Source organism: Rhodoferax sp. LB1P47, assembly GCF_056521445.1.
Genome location: NZ_JBWMAU010000006.1, coordinates 140,373 through 165,682 on the forward strand (window position 1 = coordinate 140,373; position 25,310 = coordinate 165,682).

The following is a 25,310-nucleotide window of genomic DNA, read 5'->3' on the forward strand; positions in this document are numbered from 1 at the left end:
ATGCCCCACCACACCGCCGCACTGACCCAGGAATGGACCACCCTGCAAAACAATTTTGAACAGGCCGAGCGCCATGCGCTGCTGGTCAAACTAACCGCAGTGGTGCTGTGTGTGGGCGGCTACGCACTGGGCCTGCCCTACGAATTGATCGGCGGCACCGCACTGCTGTTGTGGGTGCAAGAGAGCCTGTGCCGCACTACCCAGGCCCGCCTGGGCGAGCGCATTGTGCGGGTAGAGGCGCTGCTGAAAACCGCCGCGCCCGCCACCAGCGCATGCCAGCTGCACACCGAATGGCTGGCCGGCCGCAAAGGCAGTCTGGGTTTACTAGGTGAATACGCCAGCCATGCGCTACGGCCCACGGTGGCATTTCCGTATGCCGTGTTGGCCTTGGCCGCATTGGTGGCTTACACGGGGCAGTAACCCCGCAGACGCTAGTGCTTGAGCACCCGGCGGATGGTGGCGGCCAGCTCTTCGGCGACAAACTTGCCCACATAGGCATCGGCCCCCACGCTCTTCACATGGACCTCGTTGGCGGAACCAGACAATGACGAGTGAATGATCACCGGCACACCTTTAAAACGGGCATCTTTCTTGATGTTGCGGGTCAGGGTGAACCCATCCATCTCAGGCATTTCCAGGTCTGTCAACACCAAGGCGACCTTGTCTTCAATCGTCTTGCCGTCGGCGATCGCAGCATCCGACAAGGATTGCAGCTTCTCCCAGGCTTCTTTACCGGTTTTGCACATAATGAACGGCACACCCAATGCCACCAAGCCCTGTTCAATCAGGGTGCGGGCCAACATCGAGTCGTCGGCCGCCAGCACCACAGAGCCAGGGCGTAACTTGACAACCGGGCCCATACGGGAGGGGTCCACGTCCGGGGCGGTGGGCGGCATTACGTTGCGCAAGATTTGCTCCACGTCCAGCACCTGGGCGAGCCGGGTGTTGTCGATGTCGCCGTCCAGCCGGGCAATGCTGGTAATCATGCCGCCTTGGGTGTTGGATTCGGCGGACAGTACCTGACCCCAATCCAGTCGAACGATCTGGTCCACCTCTTCCACGGCAAATGCCTGGGTAGAACGGGCGTACTCGGTCACCATCAAAATATTCAAACCATTTTTCGGATTGCAGCCCACGGCACCGGCCAGATCAATCACCGGAATCACCTGGCCCCGGATATTGGTCATGCCCAGCATGTGCTTGGTAGACCCCGCCACGGCCGTGATGGTGGGCATCACCATGATCTCGCGCACCTTGAACACGTTGATGCCAAACAGCTCGCGCTGGGCCGAATGGGCCGCCTCACCCAGTCGAAACAGCAACAATTCAAACTTGTTGCTGCTGGTGAGATTGGTGCGCTCGTCAATTTCTTGCTGGACTGTTGCCATGATTTACCCCTTTTGCGAACTATTAGAACTGGATTTGAATTTTTTACAAGTGCTCACACTTGCAACGATGGAGGGCTGCAAAAACCCGGTGTGCTAGGCCAGACGACCACCCACACGTTTAAATAGTGCGACAGCTTGCACCAACTGCTCCGCCTGATTTTGCAAGCTGCTGGCAGAACTGATTTCACCCATGGTGTCGGTAACCCGGCGAATGGATTGCACCACCTCGGCCATGATGACCCCGGCCTGGTCCACCAGCAAGGTGCCTTGCCCGACCCGTTCCACATTGGCCGAAATCAGCACCTTGATCTCTTTGGCGGCATCGGCGCTGCTCACCCGCACGGGCGGCCTCTACCGCCGCATTCCGCGTCAAAATATTAGTTTGAAATGCAATCCCGTCGATTACGCCAATGATGTCGGCGATTTTCTTCAAACTGCCGTTAATGTCTTTCATCGTGTTCACCACGCGGCCCACCACGTCGCCACTCTGCACGGCGACCGTAGAGGCCTGTGTGGCCAATTGGTTGGCCTCGCGTGCTGTATCGACGTTTTGTTTGACGGTAGCGCTCAGTTGCTTCATAGACGCAGCCGTTTCCTCGAGCGCTGAGGCCTGTTGCTCGGTGCGGCCAGACAAGTCGTTGTTGCCCTGGGAAATCTCGGCACTGGCCGTCGCCTGTTCGATCGGCACGACAATCGAACGCGTCAAAGCATACGCAAAATAAACCCCCACCAATAGCGCAATAGCCCCGGCCGACAGCAGCACTGGCCGCCCCACTGCGGCACTCTTCTCGGCATCGGCCAAGGTGCCCGAAAACATCTTGTCTTGCCGCGCCTGCAACGCGCCAATGGCATCGATATAGGCCTTGGACAAAGGCTGCACATCTTGGTCCAGCAAAGCGGCCACATCTTCGCCGCCCAGCTTTTTCTTCAGTACATCCTGGAGCGCCCTGTTGTATGTGGCGCGGGCTTGGTCAATTTTGGCAATCAATGCCTTGTCTTGTTCGGATTGCACCAACTCCAGCAAACGGCCACGAATCTGGGTGATCCGTTCTCCTCGGGCCTCGCCGCCAGTCTGGTATTGGACCAAATAGCGCACATCGGCATTGCGAACAGCCCCCTGCACGCCGACCCAACTCAGCTCAATTTTGGTCCGCCATTCTTTGGCCAAATCCAGCTTATCCCCCTCCGTGGTCCCCATGCTGTGGGTGGTGACCGCCAAAGTCTGCAACCGCCACACCCCAACAAACACATTGAGCGCCAAAAGCACCAAAACGATCGCCAAAGCGAGGCCTAAGCGCCGCCCGATGGGAATGTTACGAATTGCATGCATAGGTCGAGCCTGTTTGGTTGGATCAAGTCACACAGTGGCGTATACCGTGCACCCAAATTCAACCCAGAATGTAACAGCATGATTCATGCAATGCCGCCCCACCGCCTGCGGGAAAACCCATCATCCCGCCTTGCCCAGCAGCGCGTCTTTGAGCTTCCAGTCAGCGGGGCTGGGGCCCAGCCAAATGCGCAACAAAGCGTTAAAAAACTCGGCCTCGGGAAAGGGTTCGCCCTGGGGCTTGCCCTTGACCAGCAACACCGTCCCCACGCCGGGTATCCAGTCCAGCGCAAACGAATCGCCGGGTTGCAACTTTTTCTGCTCGGCAAACACCTGGCCCATGCGGTACAGACTGGGCACCAACTTTGACAGTTCAGCGCGGCCGGTGTTGTCTTCTACGCCCCGGGTAAATAGCTTGCCTAGCTCGTTGGCATCGATCTCGCGCAGCATGGTGATGCTGATGCGCTTTGGCCCCGGCATGGCCATTACATCCTCGGGGGTGCTGGCTTTTTTACTGAGGTACAAACCAGCGGTATAGACCTTGAACACCGCCTTGTAGCGCACACCCGCGCCGTTGAGTTGCAACGCCGTGCCACGTTGATCGGCGTTTTCGGCATAGGCCACGCCGCCCACGGTCACAGCCCACGCTGGGGCACTGGTTGCCAGCACACCCAGACACATAACAGCGCATACACAGAGTGACTTCATTCCAATCAACCTTTTGAAGTGGGGCCTGCGCCACCGAGGCCCGCATTTTGACGCGTCCCGGCCAAAATATCGCCTAAACGCCCCCGGGCATACCCGCAGAACCAGTGCTCTGCGGGACAGCGGCCTGCGCGCGTTTGCTACACTTTGCCCATGTCCATTCCACGCACAACCATTGCAGGCTGCCCCAGCCAGGGAGCCTGGTCTTGGCGCAAGCCAACAACTGCGCGCTCTTGATTGCACGGCGCTGCCCGTGCGCCCAGTGCCTCACCCGGTGAGGCGGAATCGACATCCAGCACCCCGTGCTGTCCCCCGACCCCCAGCGGCCGGGACTCTCTCACAAAGGCACATCCGTGATCACCGAACTTGAATTCAAAAGCCTGGCCCAGGACGGGTACAACCGCATCCCCTTGATGCTGGAGGCGTTTGCCGACCTGGAAACCCCGCTCTCGCTCTACCTCAAGCTGGCCCATACCCGCAACGGCGGCGCCTACAGCTTCCTGCTGGAATCGGTGGTGGGTGGCGAACGCTTTGGCCGCTACAGCTTCATCGGCCTGCCCGCCCGCAGCTTTCTGCGCGCCAGCGGCTTTGGTGCGCAAGCCCACACCGAAGTGGTACGCGACGGTGTGGTGGTGGAGACGAACCAGGGCAACCCGCTGGACTTCATCGAGGCTTTTCAGAAGCGCTTCAAAGTAGCGCTGCGCCCCGGCCTGCCGCGCTTTTGCGGCGGCTTGGCGGGCTACTTTGGCTACGACGCGGTGCGCTACATCGAGAAAAAGCTCGAAGCAACCTGCCCGCCCGACACCCTGGGCTGCCCCGACATCATGCTGCTGCAATGCGAAGAGCTGGCGGTGATCGACAACCTGTCGGGCAAGCTCTACCTCATCGTCTACGCCGACCCGACCCAGCCCGAGGCGTATGCCAGCGCTAAAAAGCGCCTGCGTGAACTCAAAGAGCAGCTCAAGTATTCGGTCAGCGCCCCCGTCGTCAAGCCCAGCCAAAGCCACCCCACCGAGCGCGAATTCGCCAAGGCCGACTACATCGCGGCGGTAGAGCGCGCCAAAGAGCTGATTGCGGGCGGTGACTTCATGCAGGTGCAGGTGGGCCAGCGCATCAAGAAGCGCTTTACCGAATCGCCCCTGTCGCTGTACCGCGCGCTGCGGGCGCTGAACCCCTCGCCCTATATGTTCTTCTACAACATGGGCGACTTCCATGTGGTGGCCGCCTCGCCCGAAATCCTGGTGCGCCAGGAATCCATGGCCAATGGCGAACAAAAAGTCACCATCCGCCCCTTGGCAGGCACCCGCCCACGGGGTGGTTCGCCCGAAGCCGACCTGGCCGCCGAGGCCGAGCTCATCGCCGACCCCAAGGAACGCGCCGAGCACGTGATGCTGATCGACCTGGCCCGCAACGACATCGGCCGCATCGCCAAAATCGGCACGGTCAAGGTCACCGAAGCCTTTGCGGTAGAGCGCTACAGCCATGTGATGCACATCGTCAGCAACGTCGAAGGCACGCTGCTGGACGGCATGAGCGCCATCGACGTGCTCAAAGCCACCTTCCCTGCCGGCACGCTGACCGGCGCGCCCAAGGTCCACGCGATGGAGTTGATCGACCAGCTGGAGCCCACCAAGCGCGGCCTGTATGGCGGCGCCTGCGGCTACATCAGCTATGCGGGCGACATGGACGTGGCCATCACCATCCGCACCGGCATCATCAAGAACCAAACCCTGTACGTGCAGGCGGCAGCAGGCGTGGTGGCCGACTCGGTGCCCGAGCTGGAATGGAAAGAAACTGAAGCCAAAGCCCGCGCCCTGCTGCGCGCCAGCGAATTGGTTGAAGAAGGTTTGGAGTGAGCTCGTCCGCCTTGCTCGAATTCAACGGGCTTGTTCGGTCCATCGTCCATGTACACCAGGAACTGGGGGCGCAAGCCGCACGCGCCGTCAACCTCAGCCTGACCCTGCGCAACTGGATGATTGGCTACTACATCGATGCCTTCGACCTGCGCGGTGCCGACCATGCGGGCTATGGCGACCAACTGTTTGCCAACCTGGCGCGCGAACTCACAGCCGCCCGCCTGAGCAACTGCGACAAACGCCAGCTCTACCGCTACCTGCGACTGTTTCGTACGTACCCGCAGATTGTGGAGACGCTGTCCTCACAATTGAAAACCCTATTGCCTTGGGAAAATCCATCCAACGCATTGTTTTCAAAGGTGGAATCTTTGCCTCCACTATTTCGGAATACCCCTTTGGAGAAAACCCTTCAGTCGGAATCTTGTCTTGCCCTAAAACCAATCGGTTACTGGCCATTACGCCATTCAATGCAAAGCCGCAACCGGAATCACCCACAACGGGCGTGCCACGCCGCCCCCAGGAGCCCCTCATGAAACTGCTGATGATCGACAACTACGACAGCTTTACCTACAACATCGTCCAGTACTTTGGTGAACTGGGGGCCGATGTGGAGGTGGTGCGCAACGACGAAATCACCCTGGCGGAACTCGCTGCCCGCCCCTTCGACCGGCTGGTGATCTCCCCCGGCCCGTGCTCGCCCAAGGAGGCGGGCATTTCCGTCGCGGCCATCCAGCACTTTGCGGGCAAGCTGCCGATCCTGGGCGTGTGCCTGGGGCACCAGGCGATTGGCGCGGCTTTGGGTGGCAACATCATCCGGGCGCAGCAGCTGATGCACGGCAAGACCAGCGTCATCACCACCACGCAAAAAGGCGTGTTTGCCGGGCTGCCGGAGCAGTTCACCGTGAACCGCTACCACTCGCTGTCCATCGAGCGCAGCAGCTGCCCGCCCGAACTGGAGATCACCGCCTGGACGGAGGACGGCGAAATCATGGGCGTGCGGCACAAGACGCTGGCCATCGAGGGCGTGCAGTTCCACCCCGAATCCATCCTCACCGAGCATGGCCACGCGATGCTGAAGAACTTTCTGGACCAGGGGGCGCGGTGACCCTCGACAGCTTGGGCATCCAGCATCTGCCACTGTTCATCGTGTCGGGCTGGCTGCTGAACCTGACCCCGGGGCCGGATGTGTTCTACATCCTCACCAATGGCCTGCGCGGCGGCTGGCGGGCCGGGGTGGTGGCGGCCTTGGGCATTACTGCGGGCTGCTTCGTCCACATCTTTGCCGCCGCCATCGGCATCAGCGCGCTGATTACCGCGTCGGCCACCGCCTTCACCGTGCTGAAGTGGCTGGGCGCGGCCTATCTGGTGTGGGTGGGCATCCAGATGCTCCGCTCACCCCAACCGATAGATGCTACGGATTCCATAGCTACTACCGCAGATGAAATAAGCGCTAGTGGCCTAAAAAGCTTAAAAACCATATTCATCCAAGGCTTCTGGACCAACGCGCTCAACCCCAAGGTGGCGCTGTTCTTTCTGGCGTTTTTGCCGCAGTTCATCACCCCCGGCGCGCCGCAGCCCACGCTGGCCTTCGTGCTGCTGGGGCTCTTGTTCAATCTGAACGCCATCCCCATCAACCTCGGCTACGCCCTGCTGGCCGCCTGGGCCGCCCGCCGCATGGGCGCGGTGCGGCGCGGCATGCACTGGCTGGAACGCGGTGCGGGCGCATTGTTTGTCGGTTTTGGTATCAAACTGGCCCTGTCGGCCAAACCCTGAAAGCGGAACACCCCATGATCACCCCCCAAGAAGCCCTGCAACGTACCATCGAACACCGTGAAATCTTCCACGACGAAATGCTGCACATCATGCGGCTCATCATGACGGGCGAGATGTCGCCGGTGATGATGGCCGCGCTGGTCACCGGCCTGCGCGTGAAGAAGGAAACCATCGGCGAAATCACCGCCGCCGCCCAGGTGATGCGTGAGTATTCGACCAAGGTGGTTGTTGCCGACAAAACCCACCTGGTGGACATCGTCGGCACCGGCGGCGACGGCTCGCACACCTTCAACATCTCCACCTGCGCCATGTTTGTCGCCGCCGCCGCCGGGGCCCGGGTGAGCAAGCACGGCGGGCGCAGCGTTAGCAGCAAAAGCGGCAGTGCCGACGTGCTGGAAAGCCTGGGGGTCAACATCAACCTACCGCCAGACCGCATCGCCCAGTGTGTGGCCGAGGTCGGCATCGGCTTCATGTTCGCCCCCAACCACCACCCGGCCATGAAGAACGTGGCCCCGGTGCGCAAGGAATTGGGCGTGCGCACCATCTTCAACATCCTGGGCCCGCTGACCAATCCGGCCGACGCCCCCAACATCCTGATGGGCGTGTTCCACCCTGATTTGGTCGGCATCCAGGTGCGCGCCCTGCAACGCCTGGGCGCGGAACACGCGCTGGTGGTCTACGGCAAAGACGGCATGGACGAAGTCAGCCTGGGCGCGGCCACCGTGGTGGGCGAGCTGAAAAACGGCGAAATCAGCGAATACGAGATCCACCCCGAAGATTTCGGCATGACCATGGCCAGCCACCGCAACCTGCGCGTAGAAACCCCCGAGCAGTCCAAAGCCATGCTCTTGGGCGTGCTGGACAACGACCACGGCGCGGCGCGGGATATCGTGATTTTGAACGCTGGGGCTGCGCTGTACGCGGCCAACGTGGCGGGGACTATGGCCGATGGGCTGGTGCTAGCGCGGACGGCGATTGAGTCGGGGGCGGCGCGGGCGAAGTTAGGGGCGTTGGTGGCGGCTAGCCAGTGATGCAGGCCACAATTGGCCGCTATACGGGGAGGTCGCAATGATTGAGTCGATTCGGATTGGAAACTTCAAGTCACTGGGTGATGTGACCCTGCGATTCGCCAAATTCAACTGTCTGATTGGCATGAATGGCGCGGGCAAAAGTACCGTACTGCAAGCGCTTGATTTTTTATCGCAGTTGATGCTGGGGGATGTGCAGTCTTGGCTGGATAGTCGCGGCTGGAATATCTCTGACTTGAACTGCAAAGTGCGTAATGAAAGCAATATCAAGTTAGGTGCTGAATTTCGTACCTCCACAGGTGAGTTAGTGCAATGGATGGGGCGATTTAACCGCTCGCTACAGCGGTGCACACAAGAACAAGTCTGGGTAAATGAAATTGTGCAGCTCTCAGCCGACGGACAGACTTACGGTTTTAAAAACACACCACGCCAAGACATCGCCTTCACCTACCAAGGCTCCTTGCTGTCAATCCTCAAAGACTCTGAACTCCCCACCCCTGTTCTTGAATTCCGCGATGCCCTGCGCCGCATCCGTTCCCTAGAACTGCTGTCCCCCCAACTTCTGCGTAAACGCGCCCGCGCCAGCGAAAAAGACATCGGCGCAGGCGGCGAAAAGCTCTCCGCTTACCTGCACACCATCAAAGGCGAGAAAAAAGCCGCCTTGGTGACCCTGTTGCAAAAGTTTTACCCCGCGTTGTTGGACTTCAAAGTCACCTCCCAAACCTCGGGCTGGAAGAAGCTTTCCGTCTTCGAGCAGTACGGCGACCACCGCCTGGAAACCGATGCCGCCCATATGAACGACGGCCTGCTGCGCATCTTGGCCGTGCTGGCGCAAACCTCCTCTGACCGCTCCCTGATCTTGCTCGACGAGATCGAAAACGGCATCAACCAGGAAATCATTGAAACCCTGGTGGACACCCTGGTCACCAGCCCCCAGCAAATGCTGCTCACCACCCACAGCCCACTGGTCCTGAACTACCTGAGCGACGACGTAGCCCGCCAGTCGGTGCAGTTCATCTACAAAACTCCAGCGGGGGAATCGCGCATCCGGCCCTTCTTCGAGATCCCGCGCATGGCCGACAAGCTCCGCTCCATGGGGCCGGGCGACGCGTTTGTGGATACCGACCTCAAAGCCCTGACCGCCGAGTGCATTGCGCTGGACGCATTGCCCGTTGCGGCGGATGCTGCGGCATGAAACTGCTGTTAAGCGGAGAAGGACCCAGCGATTTAGGGGCCTGCGGCAATGCGCAAGGCCGGTGTGACGGCGCAGATTTCCGCATCGGCCCCATGACCGTGGTGCTGTCGCAATTGGCAGAACCTCAGCTGGGCTATGCCTTGTTGGACACACCCGACAGCCTGCATTTCATCAGCGAGACGGCACTGTGCGCACAGGCAAAGGCCCGCCCTGTGCGGCTACGGCCCACACGCAGTAAAAAACAGGATGTTGAAACGGCCTACTACTACGGCAACGCATCCATGTTGGGCCAGCTTGCGAAAGTCCTGGCGGCCGCATCCGACGAGCCCGTTCTGGCCGTTCTTTTCCGCGACAGTGACGGCACACGTAGCAGCGCTGGCAGCCTATGGAAAAGCAAGTGGAAGTCGATGCAGGATGGGTTCACCCACGCGGGCTTTGCACACGGCGTACCCATGTTGCCCCAACCCAAGTCCGAGGCGTGGCTACTGTCTGCGGCACTGCCACATGCACCCAGCTACGCACACTTGGAAGATATCTCGGGTAACGACGATTCGCCCAACTCCGCCAAATTCCAACTGGAAAAGGCACTGGGCCACGACCACAGTAGCGAAGAACTGTGCGATTGGTTACTGCACATACCACTCGACACGGAGCGGGCCGTGTCCATGCCCAGCTTCAAGGCATTCAAAGAAGCATTTGAGGCCGCGTTACAGCAGGTTTTGCACTGATTTAGCTACGTTTTAAATAGCTTCTTGCGCACACACCACATGCGCTAGCGGCCTATTTCGCTTAAATCACCCCCAACGCCGCGCTACCCATGCGTCGATAGAAATCTTCCCCGGCCCCTGCGCCACCAAGTACAGCAACAACGCCGCCCAGGTGCCATGCGTCGGGTACGCGCCGGGGTAGACGAAGATCTGGATGGTCAGCGTCATGCCTAGCAGGGCCAGAGCGGAGAAGCGGGTGCCCAGGCCGACGAGTAGCAGCAGCGGGAACAGGTGCTCGGCTCCGGCGGCCAGCGGGGCCATGAGCTGCGGCAGGGGCAAGCGGTATTCGTCGCGGAACAGGTCTACGGCGGTGTCCGACAGGCGCGGCCAGCCCAGCTCGAATGTGCCGCTGACGATGTCCACGGCAAAGCCCTGCACCTTGGTCTGGCCGGACTGCCAGAACACGGCGGCGATGGAGAAGCGGGCCAGCAAGGCGATCAGGCTGTGGGGGATACGGCGGCACAGCGCTATGAAAGTGGTCATGGTGTGAAGCCTTGTATGTGGGTGATGAGCTGTTGGCGGATCAGCAGGGCCAGGGTGGCGGGCAGGTCTAGCGCGGGGTCGGCACTGGCGGCGGCCAGCAGGGTGTCGCCAGCTTGCAGCGCCGTGATGAACCGCCCGGCGGCAACGGAGATGGACAGAATTTCGACCTCCAACCCACAGCGCAGCACCAAGGCGGTTTGGGGCTGGTCCACATCGGCCACCGGCTCTCCGCCGTGGTGGGCCACCCAGAGCGAGAACACGGTATACGCCGAGGCCACCACCTGCACCGATGGGTGCAAACCCAGTCGGAGCATGGCCAATTGATCGGGGTTGGCCAGGGCGGTTTGCAGGGCTTCGGGGGCGATGGCGGGCACGTCGGCGGCGTGGTAGGCCTGCACTTGGGCCCGCTCCAACCGGGCCACGTCGGCCAGGTAGGGCACGCTGGCGGCGGGCTCAAACGCTTCAATAAATGCGGGCAACTCCGCGCCAAACCAGGCCATCACCCGCGAGCGCGGCGGGTGGGCCTGCACGTACAGCCGCGCCATCGCCCGAAAGAAATTCCCGCCGACCAGCGCCTGCACTACGGGAAAGGTGGCAGCCAGCGCGTCGATCAGCGAGGCCACCACGTTGTTGCGGTAGACGGCGAAGCGCACCGCCGGGTCGGAGCCATTCCACACCCGCAGGCCGGGGGGCGTGGGGAGCGCGGGGTTGAGCAGCGCGGCGGCGAAGGTGGTTTGGTGTGTCATGGCCGGAAGTCCGCACCATCCGGGCTGGCCTGATCACCCTCACCCCGGCCCTCTCCCGCGCGGCGGGAGAGGGAGGAATGCATTGCCCCCTCTCCACCTTGGGGGAGAGGGTTGGGGTGAGGGGGTTGGGCCGCCAACATCGCTTGCGCCGCCTGCGCCTCGGCCAGCAGCACGGGCAGCGCGGGAACAAGGTTGTCGCGCTCGATCAGGGTGGGTACGGGGCCGGTCAGGCCCAGGGCAAAAGCGTACAAATCCCACACGGCCGGGGCCACGGGTGCGCCGTGGCTGTCGATCAGCAGTGGGTCGCCGGCGCCGTCTTGCGTTTCGGCAAAGCCCGCCAGGTGGATTTCGCCCACGGCCTCCAGCGGCAGCGATGCGATGTATGCCCGCGCGTCGAAATGGTGGTTGACGCTGCTGACAAACACGTTGTTCACGTCCAGCAGCAGGCCGCAGCCGGTGCGGCGCAGCACCTCGCGGAGGAAGGCGGATTCCGTCCAGGTGGAGGCTGCAAATTCAACGTAAGTGGCGGGGTTCTCCAGCAGCATGCGGCGTTGCAGGCGGGTCTGTACCTGGTCGATGTGGTCGCACACCCGCTGCAAACAGGCATCGGTGTAGGGCAGGGGCAGCAGGTCGTTCAAGAACACGCCGCTGTGGGTGGACCAGGCCAGGTGCTCGGAGAAAGATTGGGGCGCATAGCGGTCGAGCAGATTAGCCAGCGCGGCTAGGTGGGCGGTGTCCAGCGGTGCTTCGGCCCCAATGGACAGGCCAACCCCGTGGATGGACAGCGGGTAGCGTTCGCGGATGCGGGTCAGAAAGTGGTGGAAAGGGCCACCGTCCACCAGGTAGTTTTCGGCATGCACCTCGAAAAAACCTAGGTCGGGCGCGGTGTCCAGAATCTCCTGGATGTGACCGGACTTGAGGCCGATGCCCACACCGGGCGGCAAGGATGTGGGCATGGCGGGCCTTACATCTTTGCAGTAAAGGCCATTTTTTGGCCCATGCCGGTGGGCGAGCTCATGGACTTCATGGTTTCGCAGGTGCCAGCGGGCACGTACTTCCAGGCATTGGCCTGGTAGTCCATCTTGGACGTGCCTGCACAGGTGGTGCCGGCTCCTGCGGCGCAGTCGTTCTTGGCCTTCATGGCCACGCCAAAGCATTTTTCTTTCTCGTCAGCAGCAGCAGCAGGCGCGGCGGCCATCGCCAGGGCGGAGCCCAGGGCCAGGGCCAGCACAGCGGTGGAGGCAAAGGATTTGGTGGAAGCAGTCATGGAAATCTCCGGTTTAAAAGCACTTGGGGTTGAAGGTCAGCAGGGTGTTTCGCCTTGCTGTGGAGTAGTCGGAAGGGCTAGCGGTTTCTTACAGCTCCCTTCGCATTATTTTTGCGGTGCATTAAAAGATACACCGCCGGAATGACGAACATCGACAGCAGCGGCGCGGTGACCATGCCGCCGACCATGGGCGCTGCTATGCGCTGCATGACCTCAGAGCCCGTACCGCTGCCCCACAGGATGGGCAGCAGACCGCCCAGAATGACGGCCACCGTCATGGCCTTGGGGCGCACGCGCAGCACGGCTCCTTCCATGATGGCGTCCAGCAAATGCGCATCCGAATCTTGTCCTAGCGCAATACGTGCCTGCGTAGACTGCTGCAAATACAATAGCATAATGACGCCAAACTCGGCAGATACACCGGCCAGCGCAATGAAGCCCACCACGCCCGCCACCGACAGGTTGTAGCCCAGCAGGTACAGCAGCCAGATGCCGCCGACCAGCGCAAACGGCAGGGTGGCCATGATCAGCGCCGCGTCACCCACGCGTTGGAAGGTGAGGTAGAGCAGCACAAAGATGATGAGCAAGGTGCCCGGCACCACCACTTTCAGCTTGGCGGTGGCCCGCTCCAAAAACTCGAACTGGCCCGACCACGACACGGCGTAGCCCGCAGGCAACACCACCTGCGCGGCCACAGCTTTTTGCATGTCTTGCACGGCAGATTTCAGATCCCGCCCGCGAATATCCACATACACCCAGCCGGACAAACGGGCGTTTTCGCTGCGCAGCATGGGCGGGCCGTCGGCGATTTTTATATCGGCCACGTCGCCCAGCACCAACCGCGCCCCGCTCTCGGCCACGATCGGCAGGCTGCGCAACTGGGCCACCGAATCGCGCATCTCGCGCGGGTAGCGGATGTTGATGGGGAAACGCTGCGCGCCGTCTACCACTTCGCCAATGTTGTCGCCGCCCACAGCGGTGCTGATAACGGCTTGCACGTCGGCGATGTGCAGGCCCAGCCGGGCCGCATCGGCGCGGCGCACGGTGATGTCCACATAGCGCCCGCCGGTCAGGCGCTCGGCCAGGGCGCTACTGACACCGGGCACGGTTTTCAGGGTGCGCTCAATTTCTCCGGTCAGGCGGTCGATGGTGGCCAGATCGACCCCGGCCACCTTCACGCCCACCGGGCTTTTGATGCCGGTGGCCAGCATGTCGATGCGGTTGCGGATGGGCGGCACCCAGATGTTGGACAGGCCTGGCACCTGAACAATGCGGTCCAGCTCCTCGACCAGCTTGTCTTGCGTCATGCCGGGCCGCCACTGCTCACGGGGCTTGAATTGCACGGTGGTTTCAAACATCTCCATCGGCGCAGGGTCGGTGGCGCTATCGGCCCGCCCGGCTTTGCCATACACGCTGGCCACCTCGGGCAGGGTTTTGATGAGGCGGTCGGTCTGTTGCAACAGCTCTGCCGCCTTGCCCGCCGACAAGCCCGGCAGGGCCGACGGCATGTAGAGCAAATCACCTTCGTCCAGCCGGGGCATGAACTCACCGCCGATGTGTTGCAGCGGCCACAGGCTGGCCAGCAACAGCAGCGCAGCCCCCAGCAGCGTGGCACGCGGCCATTGCAGCACTTTGGTCAGTAGCGGGCGGTAGAGGGCAATCAGCCAACGGTTCAGCGGGTTGGTAGCCTCGATCGGGATACGGCCCCGGATTAAATAGCCCATCAGCACCGGAATCAGCGTGACCGACAGGCCCGCCGCCGCCGCCATCGCATAGGTTTTGGTGAAGGCCAGCGGCGCAAACAAGCGGCCTTCTTGCGCCTCCAGCGTGAACACCGGGATAAACGACAGGGTAATGATCAGCAGCGAGAAAAACAGCGCAGGCCCCACCTCGGCGGCTGCATCGCCCATGACGCGCCAACGCTCCTTGCCCTGTAGCTTTTCACCGGGGTGCGCGTGGCCCCACTGCTCCAGGTGCTTGTGGGCGTTTTCCACCATCACCACCGCCGCATCAACCATCGCACCAATGGCAATGGCGATGCCGCCCAGCGACAAGATGTTGGCGTTCACGCCCTGGTAGCGCATGGCAATGAAGGCCACCAGAATGCCAATGGGCAGCGAGACAATGGCTACCAGGGCCGAACGCAGGTGGCCCAAAAACACAAAGCACACCACGGCCACCACCGCAAACTCTTCCAACAGCTTGAAGCCCAGATTGGCCACGGCGCGTTCGATCAGCCCCGAGCGGTCGTAGGTGGGCACGATCTCCACGCCTTTGGGCAGACTGGCTTGCAGGCTGCGCAGCTTGGTTTTGACGGCGGCAATGGTCTCCAGCGCGTTCTGGCCCGAGCGCATCACGATGACACCGCCCACGGCCTCGCCCTGCCCGTCCAGTTCGCCAATGCCCCGGCGCATCTCGGGGCCGAGCTGGATGCGGGCCACGTCGCCCAGCCGCACGGTAACCCCGGCGGCATTGGTCACCAGCGGCACGGCCCGAAAGTCGTCCAGCGTGCGCAGATAACCGCTGGCACGCACCATGTACTCGGCCTCGCCCAGCTCCAGCACCGAGCCCCCGGCCTCTTGGTTGTTTTTCTGGATCGCCTCGGTGAGCTTGCCCAACGGAATGCCGTAGGCCGCCAGCTTCTGCGGGTCGGGCACGATCTGGTACTGCCGCACCATGCCGCCGATGGTCGCCACCTCGGCCACGTTGGGCACGGTTTTCAGTTCCAGCTTCAAAAACCAGTCTTGCAGCGCCCGGAGTTGCGCTGCATCTTGGGTGCCACTGCGGTCTACCAGCGCGTACTGGTAAATCCAGCCCACGCCCGTCGCGTCTGGCCCCAGCGTGGCCTTGGCACCGGGCGGCAGGCGCGACTGCACCTGGTTCAAATACTCCAGCACCCGCGAACGGGCCCAGTACAGGTCGGTGCCGTCCTCGAACAGCACGTAGACAAACGAATCGCCAAAGAACGAGTAGCCGCGCACGGTCTTGGCCCCCGGCACCGACAGCATGGTGCTGGTCAGCGGATAGGTCACCTGGTTTTCCACCAACTGCGGGGCCTGGCCGGGGTAGCTGGTGCGGATGATGACCTGCACGTCGGACAAGTCAGGCAGGGCATCCAGCGGGGTTTTGAGTACGCTGAAAACACCCCAGGCGCTGAGGATGAGCGTGGCCAGCAGTACCAAAAAACGGTTACCAATCGACCAGCGGATCAGGCGGCCGATCATGGCTGCACCGCCGCATTCAAGCGCGCTTCTACCCCTTTGAGGCTGGCCTCGGAGTCGATCAGAAACTGGCCGGACAGCACCACCCGCTGGCCCGCCTGCAAGCCGCGCAAGATGGCGGTGCTCCCCATGCTTTCCAAGCCCACGGCCACCTCCACCGGGCGAAAGTGCCCGCCCTCTTCGGCCACCAGCACCACGCTACGCTTGCCGGTTTGGACCAGCGCTTCCGAGGGAATCTGCAAAAACTTCTCGCCCTGGAGCGCCGCAAACTGCATGTTGACCGCCATCCCCGGCACCAGCATCTGGCCGGGGTTGGCCAGCTCCACCCGCGCCATGCGGGTACGGGTGGCGGGGTTGACCTGCGGCAGCAGCGCCTGCACCACTCCGCGCAACACCGTGTGGGGCGCCGATGCACTGGTGGCCTGCACCGGCGTGCCGGGGCGGGTGAGCGCGGTTTGGCTCTCTGGCACTTCGGCATTGGCCCACACGCTGGCCAGGCCGTTGATGCGGAACAACGTGGCCCCCGGCATCACCGCCATGCCTTCGCGTGCCAGCAGCTCCACCACCACGCCGCCGATGGGGGCCGTGAGGGTAAAGCGCGGCTGGGCGCTGCCGCTGCTCTCAACACGGCGTATCTGCGCGTCGTCCATGCCCACCTGGCGCATGCGTTGGCGGGCCGCATCGACCAGCGGGGCCAGATCGGTTCCCTGCATGCGCCGCACCGACAAAAACTCTTCCTGCGCGGCCACCCAGTCGGGCACATAGATGTCGGCCAGCGGCTGGCCTTGGCGCACCGGGTCCAGCGTAGCGCGCACGTGCAGCCGCTCAATGAAGCCCGAGGCGCGGGCCTGCACAAAGGCCTGGTCGCGCTCGTTAAAGGCAATCGTGCCCACAGCGGTAACTTGCGGTGACAGCGTGCCTTCGGTCACTTCGGCGGTACGCACGCCCAGGTTTTGCTGCACGCGTGGGCTGATGGTCACGGTGCTGGCGTTGGCACCGCCCTCACCGCCCTCACCGCCCCCGGCGTACACCGGCACCAGCATCATGTCCATAAACGGTGACTTGGCGGGTTGGTCAAATTTTTTGCCCGGCACCATCGGGTCTTGGTAATACAGCACCTTGCGGCCTGTCACGGGGTCCATATCCCCGGCTTTGATGCCTGTATCGATATGGCGGCGGGTGGCGGCCTCGCCTTCGGCAATCCCTTGCGGCAAGGCCGTGGTGGCCACTGCCATTGCCGGTGCACTGTGTGCGCCACGTTGCACACCGAGCTGGTACAGGCCGTAGCCCCCCGCCACGGCGGTGGCGGTCAGCACGAGGGCGGCGATAAATGTTTTTTGCATAGCAATCTCCTGCGGGTTAGCGGGGCGTAGCCGCTAAATATGTAAGTTGTGCCCAGAGCCGGGCGGTGTCCATTTCCAGGCGCAGTTGCGCCATGCGCACGTCGATCTCGGCGCGCCGGGCCTCTAGCACGGCGGCCAGCGTGCCGCTGGCCCCGCCCCGGTAGGCAGACAGGCTGGCCAGGGTGCGCTCGGCGGCCAACGGCACTATTGCGCTGCTGTAGCGCAGCAGTCTGGCCTGGTCGCTGTGCCACTCTTGCAGCATGGCGCGCACCTCGGCGGCGTGGTTGCGTTGCGCGTCCTCGCGCTCAGCCTGCACCTGGGATACGGTGGCCAGCTTGGCGGATAGTTCGCGGTTTTGGCGGTTGGGGGCGTCCCACTGCAAGGGTACGGAGACGTTGATCGACACCATGTTGGAGTAGGCGGAACCGCGCTGGCTCAGCATCAGTTCCACACTCCAGTCGGCACGCTGGTTGGCACGGGCCAGGTCGGCATCGGCCTGGGCCATTTCTTCCTGCTTTTGCAGCGCGGCGATTTGCGGATGGTGCTGTAGTTGGGACTCCAGCGTGGCCTCGTTCCACCCGGTCTGCGCCATCGTGGGCAGCTCGCCCACGCCCTCTGCCGCAGCCGTGCCCACCCAGCGGGTCAACTGGGTTTGGGCTGCGGCCAGTTGCTGGTCGGTCTGCGCCACCTGGTCGTCCATTTGGGCCAGTGCAGCGCGGGCGGCAAACACCTCGCTCTGGCTGCCACGGCCACCTCGGTAGGCGGCATCGGCGGCATCGATTTGCAACCGTGCCTCTGCCTGTTGGCGCAGCAACAAAGCCCGCAACCGTTCCTGGTAATAGCGCTCCAGCCAGGCGATGGCGGTGCTGCTGCGCACGCTGGCCAGGGTCTGGGCGCGGGCGGCATCGGCGGCTTCAGCCTCTTTTTCAAAGCGCTGGCGGCGGGCCTGGCGCTTGTCTTGCCGGGTGAATTCCTGCATGACACCGGCCGAGCGCATGGTCATAAAGTCGCGGCCCAGGCTGAACCGGTCTTCGCCATTGAGCGGCAGGTTGTTCAGCCCCAGCCGCAACACCGGATCGGGCAACTGCCCTGCCGCCACTGCCATATCGCGGGCCGCGCTGGCCTGCCAACTAGCCGCAGCCGCCCGCTGCGACTGGGCCTCTGCGACTTGCAAGGCGGTATGGAACGCCAGCGGCTCTGCCGCCCCCACAGCCACAGGCGTGGCCAAAGCAGACGCGACCAGCACGCTGCGGTACAAAAAGGTGAACATGGAAGTCCTCCGTCAACACATCACAATCTAAATTTAAACGCCCAAGGCGTTCGCATTCACAGGTGTGTGATCGACGAACCAGCCCGAGCCCAGCGTAGGCGCTGGGTCGGCTTATAGACGGAAAACTTGGTTGAAAAGGTACAGCGGCGGACCGCTAAAGGGCCGCAGCGGACGGGCCGCTGGAACGGCCAATGCCGTGAGCGCCAGCAAGGGTAGCAACCACACCAACGTCCACAGCGCGGCCCAGACGGGGGACGGCACATCGACACCGCTGGCCTGGTGGGCCGACTGCGGACTGGCCTCGACCGCCGCATGGCATAGCGCGGGCTGGGCCGGGTCCATTTGCTCTGCGGCCATAGCATCACACCCCGGCATGGCCGCCACCGGCTGCACCCACTGGGGGCACACATAGGCCGCCAAAGCCAGTTGCGCCCACAGCAAACACAGAACCACCAAGAAGGTGGTCCAAAACCGGGTGGAGGGGCGGGTGTGCATGGCCGGAGTCTGCCATAGCAACATTTCCCGCCTCTGCAAACGATATTACCCAGCTGCTCGCCAAGGGTTTTAGAACCTGCTTGCGATCTCTGTGGACGGCGCAAACAGGTTACATCCAGAAACAAATGAGGCGGAGTTACAGGCCGTTACCAAGGGCATATACCAATGCCACAAACCACCTCCGATTGAAAATGTAACCGCTTACATTGCAGCCAAACACCCTTTGGAGACACTATGGATTACTACTTTCAGACGTATGGACGCAGAGGCCTCGCGGCGCTTTGCGGTGCGGCCTTGCTGGCAGGATGCGGAGGCGGGTCCAGCCCGACCGCGCTGAGCGACCAGCAGGCCAAAGCCGCCGTGGCCACCGCCACTACCGCCACCACCCTGCCCCAGTACGCCGACTGGCCGCACATTACCAGCGACCTGCCCAGCAGCGCCGCGCTGGAGGCCCGCATCCAAACCATCGTTACCGGCATGACCCTGGCCGAAAAAGTGGGCCAGATGACGCAGCCCGAAATCAAAAGCATCACGCCCGACCAGGTCCGTCAGTTCTACATCGGCTCGGTGCTCAACGGCGGCGGCTCCTGGCCGCAGAACAACAAGCACGCGCTCTCCAGCGACTGGGTCAAGCTGGCCGACGCCTACTGGATGGCCTCGATGGCCACCGACTCCAGGGTGAAGATCCCGGTGATCTGGGGCACCGACGCAGTCCACGGCCACGGCAATGTGTTTGGTGCCACGCTGTTCCCGCACAACATCGGCCTGGGTGCCGCCAACGACCCGGCGCTGGTGCGGCGCATCGGCCAGGCGGTGGCCACGCAGGTGGCATCCACCGGCATTGACTGGAGCTTTGCGCCCACCTTGGCGGTGGTGCGCGACGACCGCTGGGGCCGCACCTACGAGGGCTATTCCGAAGACCCGCTGATCGTCAACACCTATGGCTACGAGATGATCAAGGGCTTGCAGGGCGACTTCACCAAGCCCACCAACGTGATTGCCACCGCCAAGCACTTCATGGGCGACGGTGGCACCGACCAGGGCAAGGACCAGGGCGTGAACATGGCCAGCAAAAGCGAGATGGTCAACATCCACGGCCAGGGCTACTACTCGGCGCTGGGCGCAGGCGCGCAGACCGTGATGGCCTCCTTCAACAGCTGGACCAACGAGAGCCTGGGCATCGCCGTGGGCAAGATGCACGGCAGCAAAAAAATGCTGACCGATGTGCTGAAGACCCAGATCGGCTTTGACGGCTTTGTGATTGGCGACTGGAACGGCCACGGCCAGGTGCCGGGCTGCACAGATGCCAGTTGCGCCCAGGCCATCAACGCCGGGGTCGACATGATCATGGTGCCCGACCAATGGCAGGGCTTCATCACCAACACCATCGCCCAGGTGCAAAACGGCAGCATTCCGATGGCCCGCATCGACGATGCCGTCACCCGCATCCTGCGGGTCAAGCTGCGCGCGGGCATCTTCACCGCCAAGCGCCCACTGGAGCGCCTGAATGCCGGCAATGCAGCCCAGTTGCAACACCGGGTGCTGGGCCGCGAGGCGGTGCGCAAATCGCTGGTGCTGCTGAAGAACGACAACCAGCTGCTGCCCCTGGTGCGCGGCCAAAAAGTGCTGGTGGTGGGCAAATCGGCCGACAACCTATCGAACCAGACCGGTGGCTGGTCGCTCACCTGGCAAGGTACCTCCAACACCAACGCCGACTTCCCCAACGCCGACAGCATCCTGGCGGGCATCAAAGCCGCCACAGGTGCTGCCAACGTCACCTACAGCGCCACCGGTGCGGGCATCAACCTGGCCGACTTCAAGGTGGTGATTGCCGTGATCGGTGAAACGCCGTATGCCGAGGGCGTAGGCGACATCGGCAAAACCGGCACGCTGGAGCACGCCCGCCGCTACCCCGAAGACCTGGCCGTGCTGAATGCCGTGAGCGGCAAAGGCGTACCGGTGGTCACCGTGCTGGTCACCGGCCGCCCGGTGCTGGCGAACAAAGAAATCAACCGCTCCGACGCATTCATGGTGGCCTGGCTGCCCGGCACTGAGGGCAAGGGCGTGGGCGACGTGCTCTTCCGCACCTACAACGGCAAGGTCAACTTCGACACCATGGGCAAGCTGTCATTCTCATGGCCCAAGTCGGGTTGCCAAACCCCGCTGAACGTGGGCGATGCGGCCTACGACCCGCTGTTTGCCTACGGCTACGGCATGCGCTACGCCGACCAGAAAACCCTGTCCAAGCTGGATGAAACCGTGCCCACCCTGGGCTGCGGTCAAACCGCCGGGGGCGGCACCACCACGGTGGATCTGGAAGTCTTCAACTCCACCGACCAGGCCCCGTTTGCGCTCGGCATCGGCTCGCCCGAGAACTGGGGCGGCACCGCGCTGGGCTCCGACCTGAACGCCGTCATCGCCCACAGCACCATCAAGGCCGAAACCACCCAGGTCAACGTGCAGCAAGACGGCAAAAAAATCACCTGGACCGGCACCGGCCAGTTCTATGCGCAGCAGCCCGGCACCAGCGACCAGCAAAGCTACCTCAACTCGGACGCGGCGCTGGTGTTTGAGACCATCGTCCACCAGTTGCCCGACGGCCTGGTCAAGGTGCGCATCGATTGCAGCTACCCCTGCATCGGCGAAGTGGACGGCACCACGCTGTTCAGCACGCTGGGGCTGAACACCAAGCGCACGGTGAAGCTGCCGCTAAGCTGCTTTGCCGCCAAGGGCACCGACTTCGCCAGCATCAACACGCCGTTCCTGGTCTACACCGAGAAAGCCTTCAGCGCCTCGTTTGCCCACATCCGTTGGGTGCCGGGTGCCGCCAAAGATGCCGACGCGGTCGCCTGCGACACCCTGGTGCCGCCTGCCGTCGCCCTGCCCACCCCCAAACCCGGCCCCACCTACACCGTGTTCAACAACGGCGTGATATCCGACGGCTTCAAGGCCAACACCTATTCCACCAACAATGTGCACACCAGCTTCAGCGTGCTGTCCACAGGGGAACTGGCGTTGAACTTTGCCGCCGACGGGGGCGATGGCCTGCTGTTCTTCAACGATGGCGGCCCCGTCAACCTGGGCAACTTTACCGGCGGCAAGCTGCAGTTCGACATCAACGTCAGCAACTACGGCAGCAACACCAGCGGCCTGGTGGTGAAGATGGAGAGCGCGGGCAGCAGCTGCAACACCGGTGACGTGCTGTTTGGCCGCCCCACCGCAGGCGGCTGGCAGGCCGTGAGCATCACCATGGCCAGCATCACCGCCGCCCCGACCCCCTGCTTTGACCTGCGCCGCACCAGTGTGCCGTTTGCCATCTTCCCCAAATGGGGTGACCAGCAAGGCGTGCAGTTCCAGGTACGCAACGTCCGATTCGTCCAATAAGCCCCCAAGGGAAAACACATGTTCAAAAACCACATCCTCGCGGCAACCCTGCTCGCCTGTGGCCTGGCCACTTCGGCCCAGGCCTCGCTGATCACCTTCACCGGCGGCACCGCTACCCGCAACGATGCCTCCACCGGCATCACCAACAACGCCATCAACTGGGACGATGTTCAGCGCTACGAAGAGGCGGGGTTTCGCGTCACCTTTATCGGCACCGACTCGGCCTTTTCCAGCAACGTGGGCGACTTTTATGAGGTCGGCAACGACGTGCTGCAAGGCCACTGGGCTAGCGGCAACTTTGGCTACCTGACGCAGATCCGCCTGACCCGCACCGATGGCGGGGCCTTCAGCTTGGGCGGCTTCGATATCGTCTCCAACACCGACACCGGTGGCGGCCCGGCATCGGGCAATGAGCAGGTCTACGTCCACGCCTCGGCCGACGGCAGCAGCGACGACTTCGCGCAGCTGCTGCCCAGCGACGATTCGGGCTTCCCCGCCACCCGCTTCGCGCTGGGGGAACCGTTCAGCCATGTGCGGGCCATCTGGTTCGACGTGAGCGGCGCGTCCGACAGCTTCGCCATCGACAACCTGGAGGCCAGCGCCGTGCCCGAGCCCGGTTCGCTGGCCTTGCTGGGCGCGGGGGCCTTCGGGTTGTGGGCTGCACGGCGGCGACAGCCCCGCTGATGCGCCTGGGCGGGCGGTAACATCCGGCAACGGAGGTGTTTGACCCTCCGGCAACCTGAGCCCTACCACCGCCATGTCCACCATCCACACCGTGGCCGCCCTGGCCGGTGTCTCCAGCGCCACCGTATCGCGGGTGATGAACGACCCGCACAAAGTGCGCGAAGCCACCCGCCTGAAGGTGGAAACCGCCATGCGCACGCTGGACTTTTCGCGCAACAGCTTTGCCGCCTCGCTGGCCTCCCGGCGCTCGGAATGCGTGGGGCTGGTGGTGCCACATTTGTCCGGGGCCTTTTTTGCGCCGCTGGTCAATGCGGTGGAAGAAGCGGTGAGCGCCGTGGGCAGCTACCTGGTCGTCACCTGCGGCAAAAACAGTGTGGACGAGGTGGCCAACGGTCTGCAATTCCTGCGGCAGCGGCGCTGCGATGCCATCATCTTGTACCCCGGCCAATTGTGCGACCAGGCCCTGGCCGAGATGCTGCGCCACAACCCGCACATGGTGGTCATCCACCGCACCGTGCCGGGATTTGAAGCCCGTTGCGTGCAACTCGACAACCACACTGGTGGCCAGTTGGCGGCCCAGCACCTGCTGCGCTGCGGCCACCGCGACATCGGGGTGATTGCCGGGCCGCGCAGCAACCCGGAAAGCATGCAGCGCCTGGCCGCATTTCAAAGCACCCTGGAAGCCGCCGGGATAAAGCTACCGCCGGAGCGGGTGTGCGAGGGCGATTTCCACTTTGCCTCGGGCAGCACCTGCATGGCCGAACTGCGGGCCACCCAACCGGGCTTGAGCGCGGTGTTCTGCCTAAACGACCAGATGGCTTTTGGCGCGCTCAACCACTGCCGGGCGGCCGGTATCGAAGTGCCCACAGAGCTGTCGTTGATTGGTTTTGACGACGTGGAATACGCCGATCTGATCCACCCGCGCCTAACCACCGTGCACCACCCCGTGGCCGCGCTGGCCCGCACCGCCGCACAGCTGGCGTTGCGGCTGGCCGCCGGGGAGGTGCTTACCGAACCCCAGCACCTGCTGGTGCCCACGCTGGTGGTGCGCGACTCGGTGCAGATGCGGGCGGGCTAGTAGTCCTGGGGTTTGGTCAAATCCAGCACGGTCACCCCGGCCGGTGGCCGCTGGCGGTTCAGCCAGCGCGGGTCGGCCAGGCTGCGCTCTACGTCGGCGCGGCCTGCGGCCCAGTGCTCACGCACCGTGGCACGCGAGAACTCGTAGTCTTTGGACTGGGTTTCAAAATGCTTGCTGCGGTGGATCAGGTGCACCACGGTCAGGGCGCTGGCCGATCCAGCGTTCAGTAACTGTTGCAGATCGGGGTCGCTGGCAAATTCGGGCGGCAGCTTGGCGGCCAGCTTTTGCGCGGCGTTTGACAACTTTTGTTGCGTAGCCACCAGGTCGGTGTTGAAGCGGGTGCGGCTGGCAAACTGGATGTCTTTGCCCCGCTCGGCCACCTCGTTCAGGTTGCGCGGCATGTGGCCCCGGGCGCTGAACAAATCCACCTGAAACACCAGCATGTCCTCGGCGGAGGGCTGGTCGATCACGTACTGCAACGGGGTGTTGGACACCAGCCCGCCGTCCCAATAAAACTCGCCGCCCACCTCCACCGGCGCAAAACCCGGCGGCAGCGCGCCACTGGCCATGATGTGCTGCGGGCCCAGCGGCTGGCGGTGCAGGCGGTCGGCCGAATCAAAATAGGCGAAGTTGCCGCTGGTCACATGGACCGCGCCCACCGACAACCGCACATTGCCGTCAGGGCAGTTGCGGTTGATGCGGTCAAAGTCCACCAGCTTGAGCAGCGTAGCGCGCAGCGGCTCGGTGTCGTAGATGCCCAAAGCGGCCAGCGTGCCCTGCGGCTGGTACTGGGCGGCAGGGATGCGCGGTTTGAAAAAGCCCGGCACGCCCAGCATGGCCACCAAGGCCGCGCTGGATTCGTTAAAAAGCTCGCGCGCCTGGATGCCCCACTGCGCAGACGGCGCAGGGGCCAGCAGCTGGGACGACACGCCCTCCCAAAACTCTTTCAGGCGCGGCACCCGCAGCGGCGGCGGGTTGCCCGCAATGATGGCCGCGTTGATGGCCCCAATCGACACGCCCGCCACCCAGTTGGGGCAGATGCCGTTTTCTTCCAGCGCCTCGTACACCCCCGCCTGGTAGGCCCCCAAAGCGCCGCCGCCTTGCAGCACCAGGGTGCATTGTTCGTGGTGCGGGCCGGGTAAGGCCCGTTCGGCAGCAGAGGGTGAAGCCACGTTAAAACCTTTCAGGCAAAGCCATGTTGCAGTGCAGTATAGGGCTGGCTTTGGCGGTGTGGATGTCCGCTTGGCAAAGACGATTCACTATCAAATATATAGCTACTAGCGCATATTAAATATGCGCT

22 protein-coding genes and 2 pseudogenes are annotated in these 25,310 nt (G+C 63.0%); 12 read left to right on the forward strand and 12 right to left on the reverse strand.

Features of this window, described 5'->3' with window-relative positions; all coding sequences use genetic code 11:
• Nucleotides 1-420: a hypothetical protein gene (locus tag AC0969_RS09530; protein ID WP_479623900.1), complete on the forward strand. Its 420-nt coding sequence runs from the start codon at nt 1-3 to the stop codon at nt 418-420.
• Between the two features lie 11 nt (nt 421-431).
• Here AC0969_RS09530 and AC0969_RS09535 read toward each other — a convergent pair whose 3' ends face one another.
• The 3 genes and pseudogenes from AC0969_RS09535 to AC0969_RS09545 form a co-directional block, all read right to left on the reverse strand.
• Nucleotides 432-1,388: a chemotaxis protein gene (locus AC0969_RS09535; RefSeq protein WP_479623901.1), complete on the reverse strand. Its 957-nt coding sequence runs from the start codon at nt 1,386-1,388 to the stop codon at nt 432-434.
• A gap of 111 nt (nt 1,389-1,499) precedes the next feature.
• A pseudogene (locus tag AC0969_RS09540) lies at nt 1,500-2,061 on the reverse strand (methyl-accepting chemotaxis protein); the annotation flags it as partial.
• Nucleotides 2,062-2,838: 777 nt separating this feature from the next.
• Entirely contained in the window at nt 2,839-3,423 is a 585-nt protein-coding gene (locus tag AC0969_RS09545; RefSeq protein ID WP_479623902.1) for a chalcone isomerase family protein, read from the reverse strand.
• A gap of 350 nt (nt 3,424-3,773) precedes the next feature.
• Between AC0969_RS09545 and trpE the strand changes: the two genes are divergently transcribed.
• The 8 genes and pseudogenes from trpE to AC0969_RS09585 all read left to right on the forward strand — a co-directional run bounded on the left by trpE (nt 3,774) and on the right by AC0969_RS09585 (nt 10,000).
• Entirely contained in the window at nt 3,774-5,276 is a 1,503-nt protein-coding gene (gene trpE / locus AC0969_RS09550; protein WP_479623903.1) for an anthranilate synthase component I, read from the forward strand.
• A gap of 11 nt (nt 5,277-5,287) precedes the next feature.
• Nucleotides 5,288-5,809 carry a DUF1016 N-terminal domain-containing protein gene (locus tag AC0969_RS09555; protein ID WP_479623904.1) on the forward strand — a complete coding sequence of 174 codons (522 nt, stop codon included), beginning with the start codon at nt 5,288-5,290 and terminating at the stop codon, nt 5,807-5,809.
• Entirely contained in the window at nt 5,806-6,381 is a 576-nt protein-coding gene (locus AC0969_RS09560) for an anthranilate synthase component II (RefSeq protein ID WP_479623905.1), read from the forward strand. Before AC0969_RS09555 ends, AC0969_RS09560 begins: the two co-directional genes overlap by 4 nt.
• Nucleotides 6,378-7,049, forward strand: a complete 672-nt coding sequence (locus AC0969_RS09565) for a LysE family translocator (protein ID WP_479623906.1) — start codon at nt 6,378-6,380, stop codon at nt 7,047-7,049. The genes AC0969_RS09560 and AC0969_RS09565 overlap by 4 nt, the downstream gene beginning before the upstream one ends.
• 14 nt (nt 7,050-7,063) lie before the next feature.
• Nucleotides 7,064-8,080, forward strand: a complete 1,017-nt coding sequence (trpD, locus tag AC0969_RS09570; protein ID WP_479623907.1) for an anthranilate phosphoribosyltransferase — start codon at nt 7,064-7,066, stop codon at nt 8,078-8,080.
• A gap of 37 nt (nt 8,081-8,117) precedes the next feature.
• Nucleotides 8,118-8,369: pseudogene (locus tag AC0969_RS09575) on the forward strand (AAA family ATPase); the annotation flags it as partial.
• A gap of 87 nt (nt 8,370-8,456) precedes the next feature.
• Nucleotides 8,457-9,272, forward strand: coding sequence for an AAA family ATPase (locus AC0969_RS09580; protein WP_479623958.1), 816 nt, complete (start codon nt 8,457-8,459; stop codon nt 9,270-9,272).
• Nucleotides 9,269-10,000 (forward strand): hypothetical protein, encoded by a 732-nt coding sequence (locus AC0969_RS09585; RefSeq protein ID WP_479623908.1) that lies wholly within the window; start codon nt 9,269-9,271, stop codon nt 9,998-10,000. Before AC0969_RS09580 ends, AC0969_RS09585 begins: the two co-directional genes overlap by 4 nt.
• Nucleotides 10,001-10,066: 66 nt before the next feature.
• On the opposite strand, the gene AC0969_RS09590 is transcribed toward AC0969_RS09585, so the two are convergent.
• The 8 genes from AC0969_RS09590 to AC0969_RS09625 all read right to left on the reverse strand — a co-directional run bounded on the left by AC0969_RS09590 (nt 10,067) and on the right by AC0969_RS09625 (nt 18,864).
• Entirely contained in the window at nt 10,067-10,522 is a 456-nt protein-coding gene (locus tag AC0969_RS09590; RefSeq protein WP_479623909.1) for a DoxX family protein, read from the reverse strand.
• A complete protein-coding gene (locus AC0969_RS09595) occupies nt 10,519-11,268 on the reverse strand; it encodes an HvfC/BufC N-terminal domain-containing protein (protein WP_479623910.1) in 750 nt (249 codons plus the stop codon). Before AC0969_RS09595 ends, AC0969_RS09590 begins: the two co-directional genes overlap by 4 nt.
• Nucleotides 11,265-12,224 carry an MNIO family bufferin maturase gene (gene bufB, locus AC0969_RS09600; RefSeq protein WP_479623911.1) on the reverse strand — a complete coding sequence of 320 codons (960 nt, stop codon included), beginning with the start codon at nt 12,222-12,224 and terminating at the stop codon, nt 11,265-11,267. The genes AC0969_RS09595 and bufB overlap by 4 nt, the downstream gene beginning before the upstream one ends.
• Nucleotides 12,225-12,232: 8 nt before the next feature.
• Entirely contained in the window at nt 12,233-12,535 is a 303-nt protein-coding gene (locus tag AC0969_RS09605; protein WP_479623912.1) for a BufA1 family periplasmic bufferin-type metallophore, read from the reverse strand.
• A 77-nt stretch (nt 12,536-12,612) separates the two neighbouring features.
• On the reverse strand, nt 12,613-15,759 hold the full coding sequence (locus AC0969_RS09610; RefSeq protein WP_479623913.1) for an efflux RND transporter permease subunit: 3,147 nt from the start codon (nt 15,757-15,759) through the stop codon (nt 12,613-12,615).
• On the reverse strand, nt 15,756-17,099 hold the full coding sequence (locus AC0969_RS09615; RefSeq protein WP_479623914.1) for an efflux RND transporter periplasmic adaptor subunit: 1,344 nt from the start codon (nt 17,097-17,099) through the stop codon (nt 15,756-15,758). The genes AC0969_RS09610 and AC0969_RS09615 overlap by 4 nt, the downstream gene beginning before the upstream one ends.
• A 16-nt stretch (nt 17,100-17,115) precedes the next feature.
• Nucleotides 17,116-18,369 (reverse strand): TolC family protein, encoded by a 1,254-nt coding sequence (locus tag AC0969_RS09620; protein ID WP_479623915.1) that lies wholly within the window; start codon nt 18,367-18,369, stop codon nt 17,116-17,118.
• Nucleotides 18,370-18,480: 111 nt separating this feature from the next.
• Nucleotides 18,481-18,864: a hypothetical protein gene (locus tag AC0969_RS09625; RefSeq protein WP_479623916.1), complete on the reverse strand. Its 384-nt coding sequence runs from the start codon at nt 18,862-18,864 to the stop codon at nt 18,481-18,483.
• A gap of 234 nt (nt 18,865-19,098) precedes the next feature.
• On the opposite strand from AC0969_RS09625, the gene AC0969_RS09630 reads away from it, so the two are divergent.
• The 3 genes from AC0969_RS09630 (at nt 19,099) to AC0969_RS09640 (ending at nt 24,010) form a co-directional block, all read left to right on the forward strand.
• The gene (locus tag AC0969_RS09630; RefSeq protein WP_479623917.1) at nt 19,099-22,248 is read left to right on the forward strand and encodes a glycoside hydrolase family 3 protein; all 3,150 of its coding nucleotides are present in this window, start codon (nt 19,099-19,101) and stop codon (nt 22,246-22,248) included.
• Nucleotides 22,249-22,266: 18 nt separating this feature from the next.
• On the forward strand, nt 22,267-22,932 hold the full coding sequence (locus tag AC0969_RS09635; protein ID WP_479623918.1) for a PEP-CTERM sorting domain-containing protein: 666 nt from the start codon (nt 22,267-22,269) through the stop codon (nt 22,930-22,932).
• Between the two features lie 73 nt (nt 22,933-23,005).
• On the forward strand, nt 23,006-24,010 hold the full coding sequence (locus tag AC0969_RS09640; RefSeq protein WP_479623919.1) for a LacI family DNA-binding transcriptional regulator: 1,005 nt from the start codon (nt 23,006-23,008) through the stop codon (nt 24,008-24,010).
• On the opposite strand, the gene AC0969_RS09645 is transcribed toward AC0969_RS09640, so the two are convergent.
• On the reverse strand, nt 24,007-25,182 hold the full coding sequence (locus AC0969_RS09645; RefSeq protein ID WP_479623920.1) for a patatin-like phospholipase family protein: 1,176 nt from the start codon (nt 25,180-25,182) through the stop codon (nt 24,007-24,009). The two genes, AC0969_RS09640 and AC0969_RS09645, sit on opposite strands and share 4 nt — an antisense overlap.
• Nucleotides 25,183-25,310: the final 128 nt, after the last annotated feature.